We start from the raw sequence: 17,175 nt of genomic DNA, 5'->3' as shown, positions 1-17,175 counted from the left end.
CACCGATCATGCGCCACCGCAGGGGTGCCCGCGCGTGTCAGGTCGCCCTGAGCAGCGCCACGAGCTCGCGCTCGACCCGTCGCCGCACGGTGTCGCTGTGCTCGAGCGGCTGGCCCCGCGTGGGCCGGACGTGGCGCCCCGCGCGGTGCGCCGCCAGGACGCGTGGGTCGACGTAGCTGTCGCGGGCGACCGTGAGGGTGTCACCGAGCGAGTCCGCGGCGGCCTGCAACGCCGCGCGCTCGATGTCGTCGGGGTCGCCACCGCCGCGGGCGGCGCGCGCCAGGGCCTCTGCGGCGGTGACGGTCGCCGCCCACGTGCGCAGGTCCTTCACCGTGTGCTCCTCGCCGACGAGCTCGACGAACCGGTCGGTGACGTGGCGTGGGGCGAGGTCGTGGCGCTCGCCCCCTTCGCGGTAGCGCATGAGGTGCTCGCCGCGACGACCGGCGCGGCGCAGGCCGCGCAGGGTCCGGGTCACGTCCTCGTCCTGCACCGCGACCGAGGCGGCCTGGCCCCCCTTCGCCGGGAACTCGAGGAGGACGCCGTCGCCGCGGTCGTGGAGGTGCTCGGTGAGCAGTGTGGTGGCCCCGTGCGACCCGTGCTCCGCCTCGTACGCGGTCGACCCGACCCGCAGCCGGCCGGTGTCGAGCAACCACAGGGCCAGGCCGGTGACGCGGGCGCGGGTCAGCCCCGGTGACCGCAGGTCGGCGCGCACGGCACGACGCAGGGTGGGCAGGGCCGGCGCGAGGGTGAGGACCCGGTCGAACTTGTCCCGGTCCTGCTGCTCGCGCCACCGCGGGTGGTACAGGTACTGAGTCCGGCCGGCGGCGTCGACGCCGGTGGCCAGGAGGTGGGCGTCGGGGTCGGTGCAGATCCACACGTCCTGCCAGGCAGGAGGGATGACGAGGTCCTCGATGCGGGCGCGTACCTCGGCGCCGACCCGGCGCCCGTCGGGGTGGACGTACGTGAACCCCCGTCCGGCGCGTCGCCGGCGGATGCCGGGCTCGTCGGGGCTGCTGCGTCGCATGGTCCTGTCATACCCGACGCGGGGGCCGGTGACCCGTCAGATGATGTCGCGTCCCTCGTCCCTGGCCGCCCGCCACGCCCTGTAGAAGGCGACGCAGATGACGGTGAGGACGACGGCCACGACGACGGGCCAGACGAGGATGTAGGCGGTGAGTGCGGTGATGGACATGCGGGCTCCCAGAGGTCAGGCGCGGGCGGGCTGGAGGTCGGGGTCGTCGTGCTCGGTCGCGACCTCGTCGTCGGTGAAGTCGCTCGTGCGACCCGCGATGAGCGCGAAGTCGAAGGGCGCCTGCCGCGACCGCAGCGACATGACGACGCAGACGATCGTCGAGACGGCATAGGCGCTGAGCGACCCGGACAGGGCCGGGTGCTGCGAGATGACCCCGATGGCGAAGGGGGCGACCCCCACCGCGAAGACCGTCCCGATCGTGATCCCGGCCCGGGCCCCGAAGAAGCCGAAGGCCATGAGCCCGATGACGATCCCGGCGCCGATGACGCCGATGACGTCGATCGCGAGGTCGAGCGCCCCGGACTGCGGCAGCCAGGAGAAGCGGACCGGGAGGAAGACGACGAAGGCGACGAGCACGGAGACGGTGAAGGCCGAGTTGGTGACCCGGGTCCAGTAGAAGGAGGCGATGACGGGGAAGACGAGGCAGCCCCACATCGCACCGACGAAGACGAGCAGGTCGAGGATGTTGAGCTCGAGCGCGGCGAAGAGCACCGCGGCGACCGTCGCGACCACCATCGTCAGGCGCCCGATGAGCAGCATCGTCGCCGGGTTGACGGTACCGCCGCGGCGGGCCCGCTCCCCGTAGATGTCGGTCATGACGATCGACGACAGGGCGGCGAGGTCGGAGTCGGCGGTCGAGGAGAGCGAGCCGATGATCATGACGAAGAAGATGACGATGAGCGGCGTCGCGAGGTGCGAGGCGGCCATCTGCGGCAGCAGGTTGTTGGGGTCGCCGCCGGCCGGGGTGATGCCGGCGTAGAGGGCGAGCACTCCCATCATGCCGATGCCGATGATCGTCGCGCCGTACCCGATGGTCGCCGTGATGAAGGTCGGCTTGATGAGGTCCTCGCGCACCGCGAAGAGGCGCTGGGCGATCGTCTGGTTGCCGATGGCGTAGGCGAGGACGGCCGCGATGTACGGGGCGCCCTGGCCGAGGAAGGCCTCGGAGGAGAAGAAGCTCGACTGCTGCTGGGTGAGGTTGCCGGCGCCCTCGCGCAGCAGGTCGGGGCCGCCGAGGACGAAGAAGAAGGCCGGCACGAGGACGACGACCGAGAGCAGCATCGCGACGACCTGCGCGAAGTCCGTGAGGACGGACGCGCGGAACCCGGACCAGACGGTGTACAGCAGCACGCCGGCGGCGATCATCAGCACGCCCTGGATGAAGCTCATCGGAGAGAGCATCGAGATGAGGGCGCCGCCCGCGATGAAGTTGGACATCAGCGAGATGACGCTGCCGAGCACGTTGGAGATCGCGAGCATCAGCTGGCTGGAGCGGCCGTGCCGGGCGCGCATGACCTCGGCGAGGGTGTGCGCGTGGGGCGCGACCCGGCGGATCCGTCGGCCGAAGGGGTAGATGAAGAGGATCATCAGCGCCCCCCACAGCCCGTAGTGGATGGGCCCGGAGATGCCGTACGTGTAGCCGGAGGTCACGGACGCGTACATCGACGACGCCCAGATCCAGGTCGCGGTCATCGAGGCCGCCGAGATGCCGAAGCCGATGTTGTGCCCGGCTGTCATGTACTCGTCGGCGTTCTCCTTGCCTCGGCTGATCCTCATCGACATGACCATGGTCAGTCCGTAGAAGAGGAGGAGCAGCAGGATGATGGTCGCGATGCCCAGGGGCGGCTGCGTCGGCATGCCTTCCTTCCGGTGTGGTGTTGTGGGTGTGGCTGGGCGCAAGGTAACCCGGGGGCGCGGCGAAGGCTAATGGCGCCAAACATGTGAAAACCGCCGCAAAGCCCATGACCACGGGTCCGTCCGCGGTTTCGGCCGGGGTCCGCGGTGTGAGCGATCTCACCGGTTCGCACGGGTGTGGCGACGTGCGGACGAAGGGGGAGACCTCCCCCGTCGATGTGCTTGCCGTGGCCCGGAAATGTCGGTTGGGTGTGCCCATGAGCTATCAGCCGCCCCCGCCGCCCCACCAGCCGCCGCCGCCCGGGCAACCGCCCTACGGCGGTCAGCCCCCCTACGGCGGGCAGCCCCCTTACGGTGGTCAGCCCCCTTACGGCGGGCAGCCGCCCTACGGTGGTGGCGCGATGCCGCCGCCGGGCGGGTCGGCGCCGCGCCAGTACAGCCCGATCGAGGCCGTGAAGTACGCATGGACCAAGTTCACGCAGAACCTCGGCCCCTTCCTCGGGGTGACGGCGATCGTCCTCGCCGTCGGCATCGGCCTGAACATGCTGATCAACCTCGCGCTCACCGGCAGCGTCCTCAGCAGTGCGGAGGCCGTCGACCCGCAGACGGGGCTGCCCGACAACTTCGTGCAGATGCAGCTGGCCAACGTGGTCGGCAGCTTCCTCACCGGCTTCGTCTCCTGGGCGCTCGGTCTGGCGCTGCTGCGCGGCGCGCTCGACGTCGTCGACACGGGCCGGACCTCGTTCGGCGAGATGTTCAGCCGGATCCCGTGGGGGCAGGCGCTCCTGGCCGGTCTGCTGGTGTGGCTCGCCACGACGATCGGTGTGGTGCTGTGCATCCTCCCCGGCCTCGTCGCGATGTTCCTGCTCTACTACACCAATGTCGCTGTGCTGGAGGGGCGCTCGGCCACCGACGCCATCGGGGCCAGCTTCACCTTCGTCAAGGACCACCTGGCGGAGAACCTGCTGCTGCTCCTCGTCGCCCTCGGCCTCGTCATCCTGGCGATCTGCACCTGCGGCCTCGGCATGCTCGTCGTGACCCCGCTGCTCACGATCGCGCAGGTCTACACCTGGCGCGTCCTGCAGGGACGGCCGGTCGCCTGACCATGACCGATGTCTGGGAACTGGTCCACGCCGAGCGGGCCGCCCTCGCCGACGACCTCGAGCGACTCACCGAGGAGCAGTGGCTCCAGCCCTCGCTCTGCGAGGGCTGGAGCGTCCACGACGTCGCGGCCCACCTCGTCGACAACGCGCGGGCGACCCCCTTCGGGGTGGTGTGGGCGATGGTGCGGGCGCGCGGCGACTTCGACCGGCAGAACCAGCGGGGCATGGAGCGTCACCGGGGCGTCACCCCCCGCGAGACGCTCAGCGGGCTGCGTGAGGTCGCGGCGCGGCGGACCGGCCCGCCGGCCCCCGTCGACAGCCGGCTGGTCGAGGAGGTGCTCCACGGGGAGGACATCCGGCGGCCGCTCGGGATCTGGCACGACTACTCCGCCGAGGCCGTCGAGCGGGCGCTGCGCTACCAGGCGCGGGTCTCGCAGGGGCTGGGCGGTGGCCGGCAGCGCGCCGAGCGGGTCACCCTGCACGCCACCGACCTGGACTTGTCCATCGGCGACGGGCCCGAGGTGCGCGGCCCCGCGCTCGCGCTGCTCATGGTCATCTCGGGCCGGTCCGCCGCGCTGCCCGACCTTGAGGGACCGGGCGTCAGCCTCCTGGGCTGAGCGGCTGCAGGACGCTCACGACGAACCCGGCGGTGGGCGTCCACGGCTCGAGCGCCCAGCCGCCGAGCCGCACCTGCTCGTGCAGGCCCGCTGCTGACGCGTCCGCGACGAAGTCGTCGAGGTCGTAGCCCCGGTCGGTCCCGAAGCCGACGACCGCGCGTCCGCCCTCGGCGAGGTGGTCGGCGAAGCCGGCGAGCACCGACCGCCGGGTGCTCGGTGCGAGGAAGGTCATGACGTTGCCCGCGCACACGACGAGGTCGAAGGGGATCCTGCGCCCCTCGTCGTCGCGCAGGTCGAGGGTGGCCAGGTCGCTGACGACCCACCTCGGGCCGGGGTGGTCCTCCTGCGCCGCGGCGATGAGGGCGGGGTCGACATCGGCCCCGGTGACGTCGTGGCCCAGCTCGTGGAGGCGGCCGCCGACCCGGCCGGGCCCGCACCCGGCGTCGAGGATGCGGGCGCCGCGGGTGGCCATCGCGTCGACGAGCCGGGCCTCGCCGTCGAGGTCGTCGCCCCGGGCGGCCATCGCGCGGAAGCGGTCGATGTACCACTGCGAGTGGTTCGGGTCCTCCGCGACGATGCGCATCCACTCGCTCGTCTCGGGTGCGGCCGACCGGCCGGCGTCGGGCGTCACGCCGCGGAGACCTGGTCGTGGAGCGCGCGCACCCGGGGGAAGAGGATGTTGTTCTCCTTGTGCACGTGCGCGTGCAGGTCCTGCTCCAGCTCCTCGAGGCCGGCGAGCATGGCGCGGTAGGAGTTGCAGCCGTCCGGCGGCGGCGTGAACCCGCCGGTGAGGTCGCGCAGCTCCGCGAGCAGGTCCCCGACGACGTCGTGCTCGTCGACGAGCTGCTGCACGAGCTCACCGAGGTCGCCGGAGGCGACGGTGACCGGAGCCCGCGTCTTCTCCAGGCGGCTGATCGCCGGGAAGACCACCCGCTCCTCGCGGGTCAGGTGCGGCTCGATCTCGGTGACCACGCGGGTGTAGGTCTCCTGCACGCGGGCGAGCTCGGGGTGGCGCTCGCCGTGGACGCCGACCACCTTGTCGACGAGCGCGGTGAGGCGCGGCATCTCCTCCCACAGGTACGCGTGGTGGGTGTCGACGATGTCGTGCGCGAGCGCCGACAGCGCGAGGTCCTTGGCGACCATCACGGGGGGCTCGCCGGGCAGGTCGAGGCGCACGCTGACGTCCGCCGGGTCCAGGCCGGCCGCGCGGGCCGCCTCGTCGAGGGGGCGGTCTCCGTTGCAGCAGTAGTCGAGGCCGAGCTGCTCGAGCACGCGGCTGCGGCGCGGGTCCTCGGTGACGAGGTCACCCAGGGTGGTGGTGGTCATGACGGCCATGGCGAGATCCCTTCGTGGTGGTGGTGCCGGGTGGTCAGGGGTGGGGTGCGGTCGCCGGGGTGCCGGCGAGGATGTCGGTCAGCGTGGTCCGGGCGCGGCTCCACGCCTCGTGGAGGACGCAGGTGCGGCCGAGCGTGCACGCGCGGTCCTCGGCCACGCACCGCCCGGTGGTCGTCGGGCCGTCGATGGCCTCGATGACCTCGAGCACGCTCACCCCGCTCGCGTCGTCGGTGAGCGAGTAGCCGCCGGTCGGGCCGGGGGTGGAGCGCACCCACCCGGCCTTGACGAGCGGGCCGACCACCTGGGCGACGAACCCCGGGGTCGCGCCGAGGGCCTCGGCGAGCTCGGGTGCCTTGAGGCGGGTGCCGGCCGGGGCGAGCAGCCCGACGGCCTGGACGGCCAGCTCCGCTCTTCGGGTGACCTCTAGTCTCATAGTCATAGACTACAAGATCAGGACGAAGGGGGGAAGCCCTCCAGGTCCCAGCGCTCCATGACGTGGCAGCGGTCGCTCTCCCACCAGGCCAGCTGCAGCACGGTGAGGGTGCAGTCGACCGGCAGCAGGTGGCCGAGCGAACGTCGGGTGGACGCGATCGAGACTCCGTCGCGGGCCGCGTCGAGGGTGAGGTGCGGGACGGGGACGCGACCGAACCTCCCTTCGTAGGGAGGGAACGCGGGGAAGGCAGTGGCGAGGGCCGCCGTGAGGGCGCGCAGCGGGGCGTCCGGCTCGGGGCGCAGGTGGATGATGCCGTCGGGGAACTGGTCGATCTCGTCGAGCCGCACCGTGATCGGCGCCGTCCGGGCCGCGATCGCGGCGACCGTGGCGAGCTGGTGCGGGGTCGGCGCCGGGGCGAAGGGGGCCAGCGCCGTGATGTGCGCGTGGCCGAACGCCGGGTCCGTGGAGACGAACCCGGCGTCGTGGTGGGCGGTGCGCTCGACGACCCAGGCCTCCAGCGGTGGGACCGGGAGCTGCAGGACGGTGTGCCCCGACGCCCCCTGCGGGTTCGTCATGGCGTCACCGTAGACCTGCCCGTCAGTCCTCCGGCAGCTCGGCGAAGGTCTGCTTCGTCGCGATGTACCAGCCGAGCGCCTTGCGGGGGCGCAGCCACCGCTTCTTCATCGTCGGTCCTCTCGTGGTGGGGTCTCTCGTGGTGGTGACGACCGGGGGAGCGCGGATGTGACCGGCCGGCGGCGCAGGTCCTCCCGCCGGGTGACGCGACCGAGCACCTCGAGGTCGGCGCGGAAGGTGATGCCCCGCACCACGCCCCCTTCGATCGAGCACGGCGATCTCCCTTCGCCCGTCGATCCGCTCCGGGGTGCCGGTGGCGATCGCGGCCGCGTCCGCCGTGACCCTCGCCTGCGGCGCGAGCCCCTCGTCGCCGTGCCTCAGCCCACTGACGCACGGGGCGGGTCCAGTGTGACTGGCAGGCTGGCCCCATGACACGCACCCGCGACGCCTGGTCCCTCGACCGCATGCCCGACCAGACCGGCCGGACCGTGGTGGTCACCGGGGCCAGCTCGGGGCTGGGCGCCGTCACCGCCCGTGAGCTCGCCGCGCGGGGCGCGCACGTCGTCCTCGCCTGCCGGGACACGGCGAAGGGGGAGGCCGTCGCCGCCGATCTCGAGCGCGCGCAGGTCGTGCGCCTGGACCTGTCGTCGCTGGACTCGGTGCGCTCGGCCGCGCGGGAGGTCCGCGACCGGCACGAGCGGATCGACCTGCTCGTCAACAACGCGGGGGTGATGATGACCCCGCGGGGAGTGACGGCGGACGGTTTCGAGCTGCAGGTCGGCACGAACCACCTGGGCCACTTCGCGCTCACCGCGCTCCTGCTCGAGCGGCTGCTGGTGACGCCGGGGTCGCGCGTGGTGACGGTGTCGAGCCTCGCGCACCGGTTCGGGGGCGGTCGTCTGGACGTCGACGACCTGCAGTCCGAGCGGGGCTACGACCCGATGGGCGCCTACGGGCGCTCGAAGCTGGCCAACCTGCTCTTCACCCATGAGCTGCAGCGGCGGTTGTCCGAGGCTGGGGCGGGGACGATCGCGCTCGCCGCGCACCCCGGGCTCTCCCGGACCGCCCTGGCCCGGTACCTGCCCGCCCCGGCCCGTCCCCTGGTCGCGGCAGGCAACGTGCTCGTCGGGCAGAGCGCGGCGAAGGGGGCCCTGCCGATCCTGCGCGCCGCGACCGACCCGGCCGCGGTCGGCGGCGAGTACTACGGCCCGAGCGGGTTTCGCGAGTTCCGTGGCCGTCCGGTGGCGGTCGGCTCCTCCCGCGGGTCGCGGGACCCGGAGGTGATGCGCCGGCTGTGGGAGGTCTCGGAGGAGCTCACCGGGGTGCCTTTCGCTGAACTCGCCCCCGCTCCCTGAGGGCCACCCGGGGGCACGCTCCCTGAGGAGGTTGCGCACCCCGACCCACGCTCCCTGAGGAGGTTGCGCACCCCGACCCACGCTCCCTGAGGAGGTTGCGCACCCCGACCCACGCTCCCTGAGGAGGTTGCGCAGCAACCGTCTCGAAGGGCCACCATCCCCAGACCCCCACCCGACCCAGCGCCCGTCCACAGCACCCCAACGCTCCCGACCGCTGTCGGTGGTCGAACATACGATCGATGCATGTCAGAGGCGACGGTGCGTGACGCGGACCCGGGACCGGACCCGGTCCTGCGGGACGCGCTGCGCCCGTTGCTCGACACCGACGTCGACAGGGTGTGGCAGCTGCCCGACGCCGAGGTCACCGACGGGCTGGCGGCGCTGGGCCGGGCGAGGCAGCTGCTGGCCGTGGCCGAGGTCGCGCTGGTGCGCGAGGGCATCTCCCGGGGGCTGCCGACGCAGACCTCGTGGTCGGTCCACGACTGGGTGGGCGTCAGCGAGGGGCGGCACGCCCCGCGCCCCGAGTCCCGGCACGTGTCGTCGGTGGTGCGCGTGGCGACGGCCGGCCTGCGGGCTGGCAGCGGGGTGAGCGACCCGAGCGCGGGCATGGCCCCGGAGCCCACCGGTGACGCCGGGATCGCAGGCGTCGTGGCGGCCTTCGAGGCGGGAGACCTGCCGCTGGGCAAGGCCGACCAGCTGGTGCGGTTCGAGGAGGGTGTGCGGCGAGTGGCCGACCGCGACCTCCTCGACGCGGACCTGGGGCTCCTCCTGGGCGAGGCCCGCGACGGGCTCGTCGCCACGGGCCCGGACGGACGCACCCCGCAGCGGGTCTCGGGCCTCGACGAGAAGAAGCTGGCCGCGGCCATCACGATGACCACCCGGATGCTGCGTCCCGACAAGGACCTGGGTGAGGACGACGAGCGGCACAAGGCGTCGCGCTCCCTCACCTCGCACACGGATGCGTGCGGCATGACCCGGTACAAGCTCGTCCTGGACCCGGAGGGCGCCGCGATCATCGACGCGGCAGTCGCCGCGCTGTCCGCCCCCGTCAAGGGCCCCGAGGGCGGGCCGGACGACCGCTCCCCGGCCCGGCGTCGCGCCGACGCGTTGCTCGCGGTCGTCGAGCGGGGTGTCTCGGCCCCGGTGGGAACGCCCCCCGGCGACAAGGCCAGGGTCGTCGTCACGATCAGCCTGGCCGCCCTGACGGCCCACCTCGCGCAGGGCCGCTGCGGTGCCTGTGGTCAGGACCTGCCGACCACGGCCTTCGGGGGTCATGCCGGCGGGTCCACCGCCACGGGGCAGGTCCTGCCCCCGTCCGCGGTGCGCCGGCTGGCCTGTGAGGGCGGGATCATCCCGGCCCTGCTGGGCACCGACAGCGAACCCTTGGAGCTGGGCCGCGCGGCACGCTTCTTCACCCCGGGCCAGAAGCGCGCCCTGTACCTCCGTGACGGCGGGTGCACCTTCCCCGGGTGCACCATGCCCGCCCACTGGTCCGACGCCCACCACGTGCAGTACTGGTCCCTGGGAGGGGGCACCGACATCGGCAACGCGGCCCTGCTGTGCGAGCGCCACCACACGCGGGTCCATGCCCGCGACCTGGCCTGCACCATCACGGCGACCGGCGTGACCTGGCACGTCTAGCTGCCGCGCCCCGGACCCGGCCCGCCACGGGCCGGGCCACAGTCGTGCTCACGCGTTCGCCGGGGCCTCGGTGCCCGCGCCACGGCGGCGGATGGTCGGGTCGGCGCCGGCGCCGGACGTGCCGTGCTCGGCGCCGAGGACGACGAAGCCGTTGTCGGCGAGCATCTCGAGGTCGGCCTGCGCGGCCTGGCCCTCGGAGGTCAGGTAGTCGCCGAGGAAGATCGAGTTGGCCACCTGCAGCGCGACCGCCTGCAACGACCGCAGGTGCATCTCGCGGCCGCCGGCGATCCGCACCTCCCTGTCGGGGGCCACGAAGCGGGCCATCGTGAGGATTCGCAGGCAGCGAAGGGGGGTGAGCTCCCAGGTGTCCGCCAAGGGAGTGCCGTCGAAGGGCATGAGGAAGTTCACCGGGATCGAGTCCACATCGAGGTCCCGCAGCGCGAAGAGCGCCTCGACGAGCTGTTCGTCGCTCTCGCCGAGACCGGCGATGAGCCCGGAGCAGGGGGAGAGGCCGGCGGACGTCGCCCTGCCGATCGTGTCGACCCGGTCCTCGTAGGTGTGCGTCTGGACGACGGCGTCGTGGTGGGACTCGGCGGTGTTGATGTTGTGGTTGTAGGCGTCGACTCCCGCAGTGCGCAGCCGCTCGGCCTGTCCGTCCTTGAGCAGTCCGAGGCAGGCGCACACCTCGACGCCCTCGTTGGCCTCCTTGAGGGCCTCGGTCATCGCGACGACCCGGTCGACGTCCCGGTCCGAGGGGCCGCGCCCGGAGGCGACCAGGCAGACGCGGGTCGCGCCGCCGCGCAGCCCGGCGGCGGCCTGGTCGATGGCCTCGTCGGTCGACAGCCACGAGTACGTGAGGATCGGCGCCTGCGAGCCGAGGGCCTGGGAGCAGTAGCTGCAGTTCTCCGGGCACAGCCCCGACTTGAGGTTGACGAGGTAGTTGACCTTGACGGTGTTGCCGAAGTGCTCGCGGCGCAGCCGGGCCGCGGCCACGACCGCGGCCATGACCTCGGTGTCGTCCGTGCGCAGCACGGCGAGCGCGTCGGCCTCGGTGGCCCGGCCTCCCTCGAGGATCCGGTCGGCGAGCTGGTCGAACGTGGTGGTCATGGCGCCCCTTCGGTGAACGTCGTTCAGTGAACGACGTTCAGGTTACCCGGCCGGGCTCCGGCCGGGCGTCAGGCAGCGAAGGGAGTTCAGCGCCCAGGGTCGACGATCGTCATGCCCGCGACTGGTGCGGTGTCGAAGCCGGGCAGCAGCGCCGCGGCCTCCTCGAGACCGATGGTCCGCTCGACGAGCCGCTGGGGCTGGAGCGATCCCGACTCGATGAGCGCGAGCATGCCCGGGTAGTCGACAGCGGCCATGCCGTGGCTCCCGAGCAGGTCGAGCTCCCACCCGATGACGCGCGCCATCGGCACCCGGGGGTGCCCGTCGACCGGTGGCAGCAAGCCGACCTGCACGTGCCGGCCGCGCCGCCGCAGGCTGTGGATCGCGGCGGCGCAGGTCTGCTCGCTGCCCACCGCGTCGACCGCGACGTGGCTCCCACCGCCGGTGAGGGCCGTGACCGCTGCGCCGACGTCCCGGCCGTCGGCGAGGACGACGTGCTCTGCACCGAGATCCGTTGCGAGAGCGAGCGCTCCGGGATTGCGGTCGACCGCGACGACCCGGGCCCCGAGGGCGCGGGCGATCATCACGGCACTCAGCCCGACGCCGCCGGCCCCGACGACGGTGACCCACTCTCCCTTCGCCACTGCGGCGCGGGCGACGAGGGCGCGGTAGGCGGTGGCGAAGCGGCACCCGAGGCTGGCTGCCGTCGCGAAGTCGATGCCCTGCGGGATCGCGACGAGGTTGGTGTCGGCGGCGTGCAGCGCGACCCGCTCGGCGAACGAGCCCCAGTGCGTGAAGCCGGGCTGCTCCTGGTCGGGGCACACCTGCGCCTCGCCAGCGGCGCACCACTCGCACCGGCCGCACCCGCAGACGAAGGGCACCGTCACCCGGTCGCCGACCCGCCACCGCTCCACGCCCGCGCCGACCTCGCTGACGACACCCGCCAGCTCGTGGCCGGGCACGTGCGGCCAGGCGATGTCGTCGTGCCCGGCCCAGGCGTGCCAGTCGCTGCGGCAGACCCCGGTCGCCTCGACCTGCACGACCACCCCACCGTCGGGGGCGAAGGGGGCCTCCACCTCCCTGACCTCTGGCTGGGCTCGGACGCTGTCGATGACCACCGCTCGCATGCGCCCATCCTGACGCACAGGGCACTTGGTCCCTTCACGATCGGTCGTCTCGCGCACACCATGGCAGTGAGGCAGTCGGACGCACATCGGAGGACCCGTGACCACGACCCTGACCTTCCTCGGTGCTGCAGGGACCGTCACCGGTAGTGCCTTCCTGATCCAGGACGGGCGCGCCGGGACCCTGGTCGACTGCGGGCTCTACCAGGGTGAGCGGCGGTGGCGCCGCCTCAACTGGGACCGGCGGGACCTGTCGGTCCGGGGGCTCGACGACGTCGTGGTGACCCACGCGCACCTGGATCACTGCGGTTACCTCCCGGCGTTGGTGCGACAGGGGTACAGGGGGCCGATCTGGGCGACCGACTCCACCGCCGCCCTGGCCGAGATCGTGCTGCTCGACAGCGCCCACCTGCAGGAGGAAGACGCTCGGCAGGCCGCCGAGGGCAGGTCGCGGCACAACCCGCCCCTGCCCCTGTACACCGTCGGCGACGCGGCGAGGGCCGTTCGCCTCTTCAGGTCCCAGGCGTACGAGGAGCCCTTCACGCTCACCTCGGGGGGCACGGTCACGCTGAGCCGGGCCGGCCACATCCTCGGCTCGGCCTGCGCGCTGGTCGACGTCGGTGGTGCCACCACCTTGTTCTCGGGGGATCTCGGTCGCCGAGCGCACCCGCTGCTCAAGCCGCGCGCAGCCCCACCCCAGGCGCAATACGTGGTGATGGAGTCGACCTACGGCGACCGCACCCATCCCCACGCGGCCGACGACGCGCACGAGATCCTCGCCGACGCCGTCCGACGCACGATCAACCGCGGCGGCTCCGTGGTCATCCCGGCCTTCGCCGTCGACCGCACCGAGCTCGTCCTCCTGGCCTTGGCCCGGCTGCGCGAGCAGGGGGCCATCCCCGACGTCCCGGTCTACGTCGACAGCCCCATGGCTCTGCGCGCCCTGGAGGTGTACTCGCGCCCCGAGTCCGCCGATGAGCTCGTCGGCGACGGACTCGGTGAGCTGGCCGCCCTTCGCGACCTCCGCACGGCACGCACGGCCGACGAGTCCAAGGCCCTGAACAACCCGGGCAGGCCGTGCATCATCGTGTCCGCCTCGGGGATGGCCACCGGCGGACGGGTGATCCACCACCTGCGCGAGCTGCTGCCCCACCCGCGCAACTGCGTGGTCCTGACGGGTTACCAGGCCGTCGGGACCCGGGGCCGGGCCCTGGTGGAGGGCGCCAGGGAGGTCAAACTCCTGGGCGAGTACGTCCGCGTCCGCGCCGAGGTCGTGGACGACGGCGGGTTCTCCGTCCACGCCGACAGCGAGGATCTCCTGGGCTGGTTGCAGGCCATGCCCGCCGAACCCGAGTGCGTCTACCTCGTCCACGGTGAACCCGACTCGAGTGCCGCCCTGGCCGCCCGGATCCGCGATGCCTTCGACTGCTCCGTCGTCGTCCCGCGCCTCGGCGAGAAGGTCGTCCTCGGCCCCTGAGCCAGGGTCTGCGCCCGGCTCAGGGCCCACCGGGCCCGATGCCGTCACGAAGCCCCGGAGGCAGCGTCCCGTGTCGCTCCCGGTACCAGGCGGCGTAGGCCTCGACGGCGGTCGGCAGGGTCATGAAGACACGGTCGGCGCCGATCCGCTCGACGAACCCGTCGCGCACCAGGTCGATGCGCAGCTCCTGCTTGACCCGGGCCAGGCCCAGCACGATGTCCCGGCGCTGCAGCTCGTGGTGGAGGTCGTTCAGGGCGTCCAGGGCGGTGATGTCGATGGTCACGTTCGCCTCGGCATTGAGGACCAGCCACTCCACGGGTGTCGGGGAGGTGTCGACGGCGCGAAGGGCGCGCCGCACGAAGTCCTGGGCGTTGGCGAAGAACAGGGGCGAGTCGTACCGGTAGACGACCAAGCCGGTCACGGGCTGCGCCACGGGGTAGTCGGCGACGTCGTGCATGCCGGCCACCCCCGGGACGAACGCGAGGACCCCGTCGTGCGGCCGGGCCACCCGGTGCAGGAGATCCAGGACCGAGAGCCCGACAGCGACCAGGACACCCGTCAGCGGGCCGAGCAGCACGACGCCGAGGAAGGTCGCGAGGGACAGCCACAGCTCGGTGCGCCGGAAGCGGGCCAGACGCCGCACGTCGGCGACGTCGACGAGCCGAGTGGCGGCGTACACCACGACGGCACCCAGGGCAGCGGCCGGCACGGCGGCGAGCACCGGTCCGGCGAGGGTCACCGCCAGGAGGACGGTGATCGTCGTCGCGACGGAGTGGAGCTGGGTCCGGCTCCCGGCCGCCGCACCGATGGCCGTGCGGCTGCCGCTGCTGCTCACCGGGAACCCGTGCACCGCGCCGACTGCAAGGTTGGCGGCACCCAGCGCCAGCAGCTCCTGGTTGTTGTCGACGACGTCACCGCGGCGCGTCGCGAACGCCCGGGCGGTGAGGACGTTGTCGGTGAACCCGACCAGGGCCACGCCCAGGGCCGCGGGGAGCAGCAGGGTGACGTCGTCCACCCCCAGGTGCGGCACCTCGAGCTCGGGAAGCGTTGACGCGACCGGGCCCACGACGGCGACCCCGCGCCCGGTGAGGTCGAGGAGGGCGACGGCTCCGGCGGCGAGCACGATGAGCAGCAGCGGCCCGGGCAGTCGCGGGACCTGCCAGCCCGCGAGGAACACCAGGCCGAGCAGGGTCAGGGCCAGGATCCCGGTGGGTGCGTGGATGTCGCCCACGTGCCGCAGGGCGAAGGCGACCTGGTCCAGGACGCTGCCCTCGGGGACGTCCAACCGGGTGAGGTTGCCGATCTGGCTCACCATCATGAGAGCGGCGATCCCGCCCATGTACCCGTCGAGCACGGGTCGGGAGAGGGCCTCCGCGACGAAGCCCAGACGCAGCACCCAGCCCATCACGCAGATGGCCCCGACCAGCACGGCCAGCGTGGCTGCGCGAGCGGCGTACTCCTGCGCGTCCTGCAGGCCCAGGGTGCCGAGGGCGACGGCCGTCATCAGTGCGGTGGTGGACTCGGGACCCACGGACAGCTGGGGGGAGGAGCCGAGGACGGCATACACCGACAACGCGGCCATGGCCGCCCACAGGCCGGCCACAGGTGGGAGACCCGCCACCGCGGCATACGCCATCACCTGCGGGACCAGGTAGGCCGCGACCGTCACGCCCGCCACCAGGTCCCCTCGCAGCAGGTCTCGGCGGTAGCCCCGCATCGCAGCGACTCCGGGCGCGAGGCCACGGACGTCGAGGCGGGGTCGTTGTCTCACACCGCGACCTGCGCGGCGATCGCGAAGTAGATCGTCACCGACAGGACGTCCTGGACCACGGTCGCCAGCGGACCGGAGCCGAAGGCGGGGTCCGAGCCGAAGTGGTGGAAGACCCAGGGCAGCGCCAGCGCGACCACGGTGGCGATGCTCGAGGCCGCCACGATGGCCAGGCCGACGGCCAGGCCGACGCCTGCGTCACCCCAGATGGTGGCGACCATGCACAGGGCCACCGCGCCGAGCACCAGCCCCAGGGCCACCCCGGACTCCAGCTCGCGTCGGGCGAAGCGGCGGATGCCGACACCCAGCGACAGGCCGCGGATGGCCAGTGCCTCGGTCTGCGTTCCCACGGCGTCGGCGAGGTAGACGACTCCCGGGAGGAAGTAGGCGATGAGGACCTGCTGACGCAGCGTGTCCTCGAACCCGCCGACGACTCCCGCGGCGAGCAGGGCACCGGCCAGGCCCACGACGAGCCATGGGAGGCGATGGCGCAGCCGGCGCGCAACCGGCTCCAAGGTGGCGGCCATCGCGGTCGCGGTCGAGTGGGCGAAGCCACCCAGCCGAGCCAGGTCCTCGTCGTGCTCGGCGTGCAGGACCGCGACGAAGGCGGCCGACGTCACGATTCCCTGGAAGCGGGCGCCGCGGTCGACCACGGCGAGGACGGTTCCTCCACGCTGCACGGCTCGCCACACCGCGGGCTCCTGGCGGGTGTCGAGCTCCACGGTGGGCGGGTCGGGGTCCATCAGCTCGCTCATCACGGCCTCGGCCGGTGCAGCCAGGAGTGACTCGATCGACACCAGACCCGCCAGGTGGTCGCCGTCGAGGACGGCCAGCACGTGGACCGTCGCGAAGGGGTGCCCCAGCAGGCGCGACACCACCAGGTCTGCCCGGTCGTGGGGCGAGACCCTCGGGACGTCCGCGGTGAGGTGCTGGGCCACCGTCCCCCCAGTGCCGGCGACCCCTGCTGTCCACCCCATGTCTCCTCCTCGGGGCGGCACGGCCGGGCGCGCCACCACGTGGTCCACACTTCCACCGCTCCGGCGGGGCGGGCAGGGACCAATGGCCCTGACGCCATGACGTCACCGGCACCAGGATGGGCCCATGTCCGGACCATCAGCCCGACGGGCCCTGCGCATGCTGATGGCTCTCGTGGTGGTCGCGGTCCTGCTGTCGTCCTGCGCTGCCGGCCCCAACACCCTCGTGGACACGCAGCCGCAGAGCGGCTTCCTCATGGGTCTGTGGCACGGGTCCATCTCACCGATCACGTTCCTGGTCTCGCTCTTCGACGAGGACGTGACGATCTACGAGGTCCACAACACGGGCCACTGGTACGACCTCGGATTCGTCCTGGGGTGCTCGGTGGCGTTCTCGGCGGCCGCCCGTTCCGGTGGGGCGGGGTCCTCCCGGTCACGACGTCGAGGCCCCGGCTCCCCCAGCTGTCCGGGTTCGAAGGAATTTGATCACTGGAGGAGAGCCTCACGGGGATTCTGATCACTTCGTGATCGAGCATTCTGACCATCGGCGTGCTTGTTGGAGTTGACCGGAGGGCGACGCCGACCTCTGCTGCGAGGGTCTCCACCATTCTGATGAGTCGCCGGGTGCGCTCCGCCATTCAGTGTCGGTAGCTCGCAATCGTCCGGGTCCCTGGCCCAACAAGCGCCCATGCCCGGGCGCGCGACCACGTGGCCTCGTCGGCGCTCGATTCCACGCGGAAGTTGAGTCCCCGATAGTGGTGTAGCGCAGTGACCGTCATCGTCC

Annotated in this window: 17 protein-coding genes; 6 read left to right on the top strand and 11 right to left on the bottom strand. The window is 72.7% G+C overall.

The window, feature by feature from the left end; all coding sequences use genetic code 11:
• Positions 1-37: 37 nt before the first annotated feature.
• The 3 genes from ABC138_RS08450 to ABC138_RS08440 are packed head-to-tail and all read right to left on the bottom strand — an operon-like array spanning position 38 to position 2,890.
• On the bottom strand, positions 38-1,024 hold the full coding sequence (locus ABC138_RS08450) for a DNA topoisomerase IB (protein ID WP_338539022.1): 987 nt from the start codon (positions 1,022-1,024) through the stop codon (positions 38-40).
• 36 nt (positions 1,025-1,060) lie between these two features.
• Positions 1,061-1,192, bottom strand: a complete 132-nt coding sequence (locus tag ABC138_RS08445; RefSeq protein WP_211596828.1) for a putative transporter small subunit — start codon at positions 1,190-1,192, stop codon at positions 1,061-1,063.
• A gap of 15 nt (positions 1,193-1,207) precedes the next feature.
• Entirely contained in the window at positions 1,208-2,890 is a 1,683-nt protein-coding gene (locus tag ABC138_RS08440) for a sodium:solute symporter family protein (protein WP_068425164.1), read from the bottom strand.
• A gap of 254 nt (positions 2,891-3,144) precedes the next feature.
• Here ABC138_RS08440 and ABC138_RS08435 point away from each other — a divergent pair, with 254 nt between their 5' ends.
• Positions 3,145-3,990, top strand: a complete 846-nt coding sequence (locus ABC138_RS08435; RefSeq protein WP_345913374.1) for a hypothetical protein — start codon at positions 3,145-3,147, stop codon at positions 3,988-3,990.
• A gap of 2 nt (positions 3,991-3,992) precedes the next feature.
• The gene (locus ABC138_RS08430) at positions 3,993-4,607 is read left to right on the top strand and encodes a maleylpyruvate isomerase family mycothiol-dependent enzyme (RefSeq protein ID WP_068327299.1); all 615 of its coding nucleotides are present in this window, start codon (positions 3,993-3,995) and stop codon (positions 4,605-4,607) included.
• Here ABC138_RS08430 and ABC138_RS08425 read toward each other — a convergent pair.
• The 4 genes from ABC138_RS08425 to ABC138_RS08410 are packed head-to-tail and all read right to left on the bottom strand — an operon-like array spanning position 4,591 to position 6,950.
• Positions 4,591-5,190, bottom strand: a complete 600-nt coding sequence (locus ABC138_RS08425) for a class I SAM-dependent methyltransferase (protein ID WP_345913503.1) — start codon at positions 5,188-5,190, stop codon at positions 4,591-4,593. The two genes, ABC138_RS08430 and ABC138_RS08425, sit on opposite strands and share 17 nt — an antisense overlap.
• Before the next feature lie 44 nt (positions 5,191-5,234).
• Positions 5,235-5,933: an iron-sulfur cluster repair di-iron protein gene (ric, locus tag ABC138_RS08420; RefSeq protein ID WP_345913371.1), complete on the bottom strand. Its 699-nt coding sequence runs from the start codon at positions 5,931-5,933 to the stop codon at positions 5,235-5,237.
• A gap of 43 nt (positions 5,934-5,976) precedes the next feature.
• Positions 5,977-6,375, bottom strand: coding sequence for an Rrf2 family transcriptional regulator (locus ABC138_RS08415; protein ID WP_338539018.1), 399 nt, complete (start codon positions 6,373-6,375; stop codon positions 5,977-5,979).
• Between the two features lie 17 nt (positions 6,376-6,392).
• On the bottom strand, positions 6,393-6,950 hold the full coding sequence (locus ABC138_RS08410) for a 2'-5' RNA ligase family protein (RefSeq protein ID WP_338539017.1): 558 nt from the start codon (positions 6,948-6,950) through the stop codon (positions 6,393-6,395).
• Positions 6,951-7,376: 426 nt separating this feature from the next.
• Between ABC138_RS08410 and ABC138_RS08405 the strand changes: the two genes are divergently transcribed.
• Together ABC138_RS08405 and ABC138_RS08400 are read left to right on the top strand one after the other, a co-directional pair.
• On the top strand, positions 7,377-8,303 hold the full coding sequence (locus tag ABC138_RS08405) for an oxidoreductase (protein ID WP_345913365.1): 927 nt from the start codon (positions 7,377-7,379) through the stop codon (positions 8,301-8,303).
• A gap of 243 nt (positions 8,304-8,546) precedes the next feature.
• A complete protein-coding gene (locus ABC138_RS08400; RefSeq protein ID WP_345913361.1) occupies positions 8,547-9,944 on the top strand; it encodes a DUF222 domain-containing protein in 1,398 nt (465 codons plus the stop codon).
• 48 nt (positions 9,945-9,992) lie between these two features.
• Here ABC138_RS08400 and bioB read toward each other — a convergent pair whose 3' ends face one another.
• On the bottom strand, positions 9,993-11,051 hold the full coding sequence (bioB, locus tag ABC138_RS08395; protein ID WP_345913358.1) for a biotin synthase BioB: 1,059 nt from the start codon (positions 11,049-11,051) through the stop codon (positions 9,993-9,995).
• A gap of 86 nt (positions 11,052-11,137) precedes the next feature.
• The gene (locus tag ABC138_RS08390; RefSeq protein ID WP_345913356.1) at positions 11,138-12,175 is read right to left on the bottom strand and encodes an alcohol dehydrogenase catalytic domain-containing protein; all 1,038 of its coding nucleotides are present in this window, start codon (positions 12,173-12,175) and stop codon (positions 11,138-11,140) included.
• A gap of 97 nt (positions 12,176-12,272) precedes the next feature.
• On the opposite strand from ABC138_RS08390, the gene ABC138_RS08385 reads away from it, so the two are divergent.
• Positions 12,273-13,649 carry an MBL fold metallo-hydrolase gene (locus ABC138_RS08385; RefSeq protein WP_345913352.1) on the top strand — a complete coding sequence of 459 codons (1,377 nt, stop codon included), beginning with the start codon at positions 12,273-12,275 and terminating at the stop codon, positions 13,647-13,649.
• 19 nt (positions 13,650-13,668) lie between these two features.
• On the opposite strand, the gene sulP is transcribed toward ABC138_RS08385, so the two are convergent.
• The gene (sulP, locus tag ABC138_RS08380) at positions 13,669-15,420 is read right to left on the bottom strand and encodes a sulfate permease (RefSeq protein ID WP_345913350.1); all 1,752 of its coding nucleotides are present in this window, start codon (positions 15,418-15,420) and stop codon (positions 13,669-13,671) included.
• Entirely contained in the window at positions 15,417-16,394 is a 978-nt protein-coding gene (locus ABC138_RS08375) for a magnesium transporter (RefSeq protein ID WP_345913348.1), read from the bottom strand. The genes sulP and ABC138_RS08375 overlap by 4 nt, the downstream gene beginning before the upstream one ends.
• Positions 16,395-16,518: 124 nt before the next feature.
• On the opposite strand from ABC138_RS08375, the gene ABC138_RS08370 reads away from it, so the two are divergent.
• Positions 16,519-16,908: a hypothetical protein gene (locus ABC138_RS08370; RefSeq protein WP_345913346.1), complete on the top strand. Its 390-nt coding sequence runs from the start codon at positions 16,519-16,521 to the stop codon at positions 16,906-16,908.
• Positions 16,909-17,175: the final 267 nt, after the last annotated feature.

It is taken from the genome of Janibacter sp. LM (genome assembly GCF_039631275.1).
GTDB classification, from domain to species: domain Bacteria; phylum Actinomycetota; class Actinomycetes; order Actinomycetales; family Dermatophilaceae; genus Janibacter; species Janibacter terrae.
Note: the sequence above shows the minus strand (reverse complement) of the source record. Positions and strands in the feature narration are given on the sequence as shown.

Coding starts and splice junctions, on each gene's coding strand:
- ABC138_RS08440 (WP_068425164.1), bottom strand. CDS start 2,890: ATGCCGACGCAGCCGCCCCTGGGCATCGCGACCATCATCCTGCTGCTC.
- ABC138_RS08405 (WP_345913365.1), top strand. CDS start 7,377: ATGACACGCACCCGCGACGCCTGGTCCCTCGACCGCATGCCCGACCAG.
- ABC138_RS08450 (WP_338539022.1), bottom strand. CDS start 1,024: ATGCGACGCAGCAGCCCCGACGAGCCCGGCATCCGCCGGCGACGCGCC.
- ABC138_RS08425 (WP_345913503.1), bottom strand. CDS start 5,190: ATGCGCATCGTCGCGGAGGACCCGAACCACTCGCAGTGGTACATCGAC.
- ABC138_RS08445 (WP_211596828.1), bottom strand. CDS start 1,192: ATGTCCATCACCGCACTCACCGCCTACATCCTCGTCTGGCCCGTCGTC.
- ABC138_RS08415 (WP_338539018.1), bottom strand. CDS start 6,375: ATGAGACTAGAGGTCACCCGAAGAGCGGAGCTGGCCGTCCAGGCCGTC.
- ric (WP_345913371.1), bottom strand. CDS start 5,933: ATGACCACCACCACCCTGGGTGACCTCGTCACCGAGGACCCGCGCCGC.
- ABC138_RS08375 (WP_345913348.1), bottom strand. CDS start 16,394: ATGGGGTGGACAGCAGGGGTCGCCGGCACTGGGGGGACGGTGGCCCAG.
- ABC138_RS08390 (WP_345913356.1), bottom strand. CDS start 12,175: ATGCGAGCGGTGGTCATCGACAGCGTCCGAGCCCAGCCAGAGGTCAGG.
- ABC138_RS08400 (WP_345913361.1), top strand. CDS start 8,547: ATGTCAGAGGCGACGGTGCGTGACGCGGACCCGGGACCGGACCCGGTC.
- ABC138_RS08435 (WP_345913374.1), top strand. CDS start 3,145: ATGAGCTATCAGCCGCCCCCGCCGCCCCACCAGCCGCCGCCGCCCGGG.
- bioB (WP_345913358.1), bottom strand. CDS start 11,051: ATGACCACCACGTTCGACCAGCTCGCCGACCGGATCCTCGAGGGAGGC.
- ABC138_RS08410 (WP_338539017.1), bottom strand. CDS start 6,950: ATGACGAACCCGCAGGGGGCGTCGGGGCACACCGTCCTGCAGCTCCCG.
- ABC138_RS08430 (WP_068327299.1), top strand. CDS start 3,993: ATGACCGATGTCTGGGAACTGGTCCACGCCGAGCGGGCCGCCCTCGCC.
- ABC138_RS08370 (WP_345913346.1), top strand. CDS start 16,519: ATGTCCGGACCATCAGCCCGACGGGCCCTGCGCATGCTGATGGCTCTC.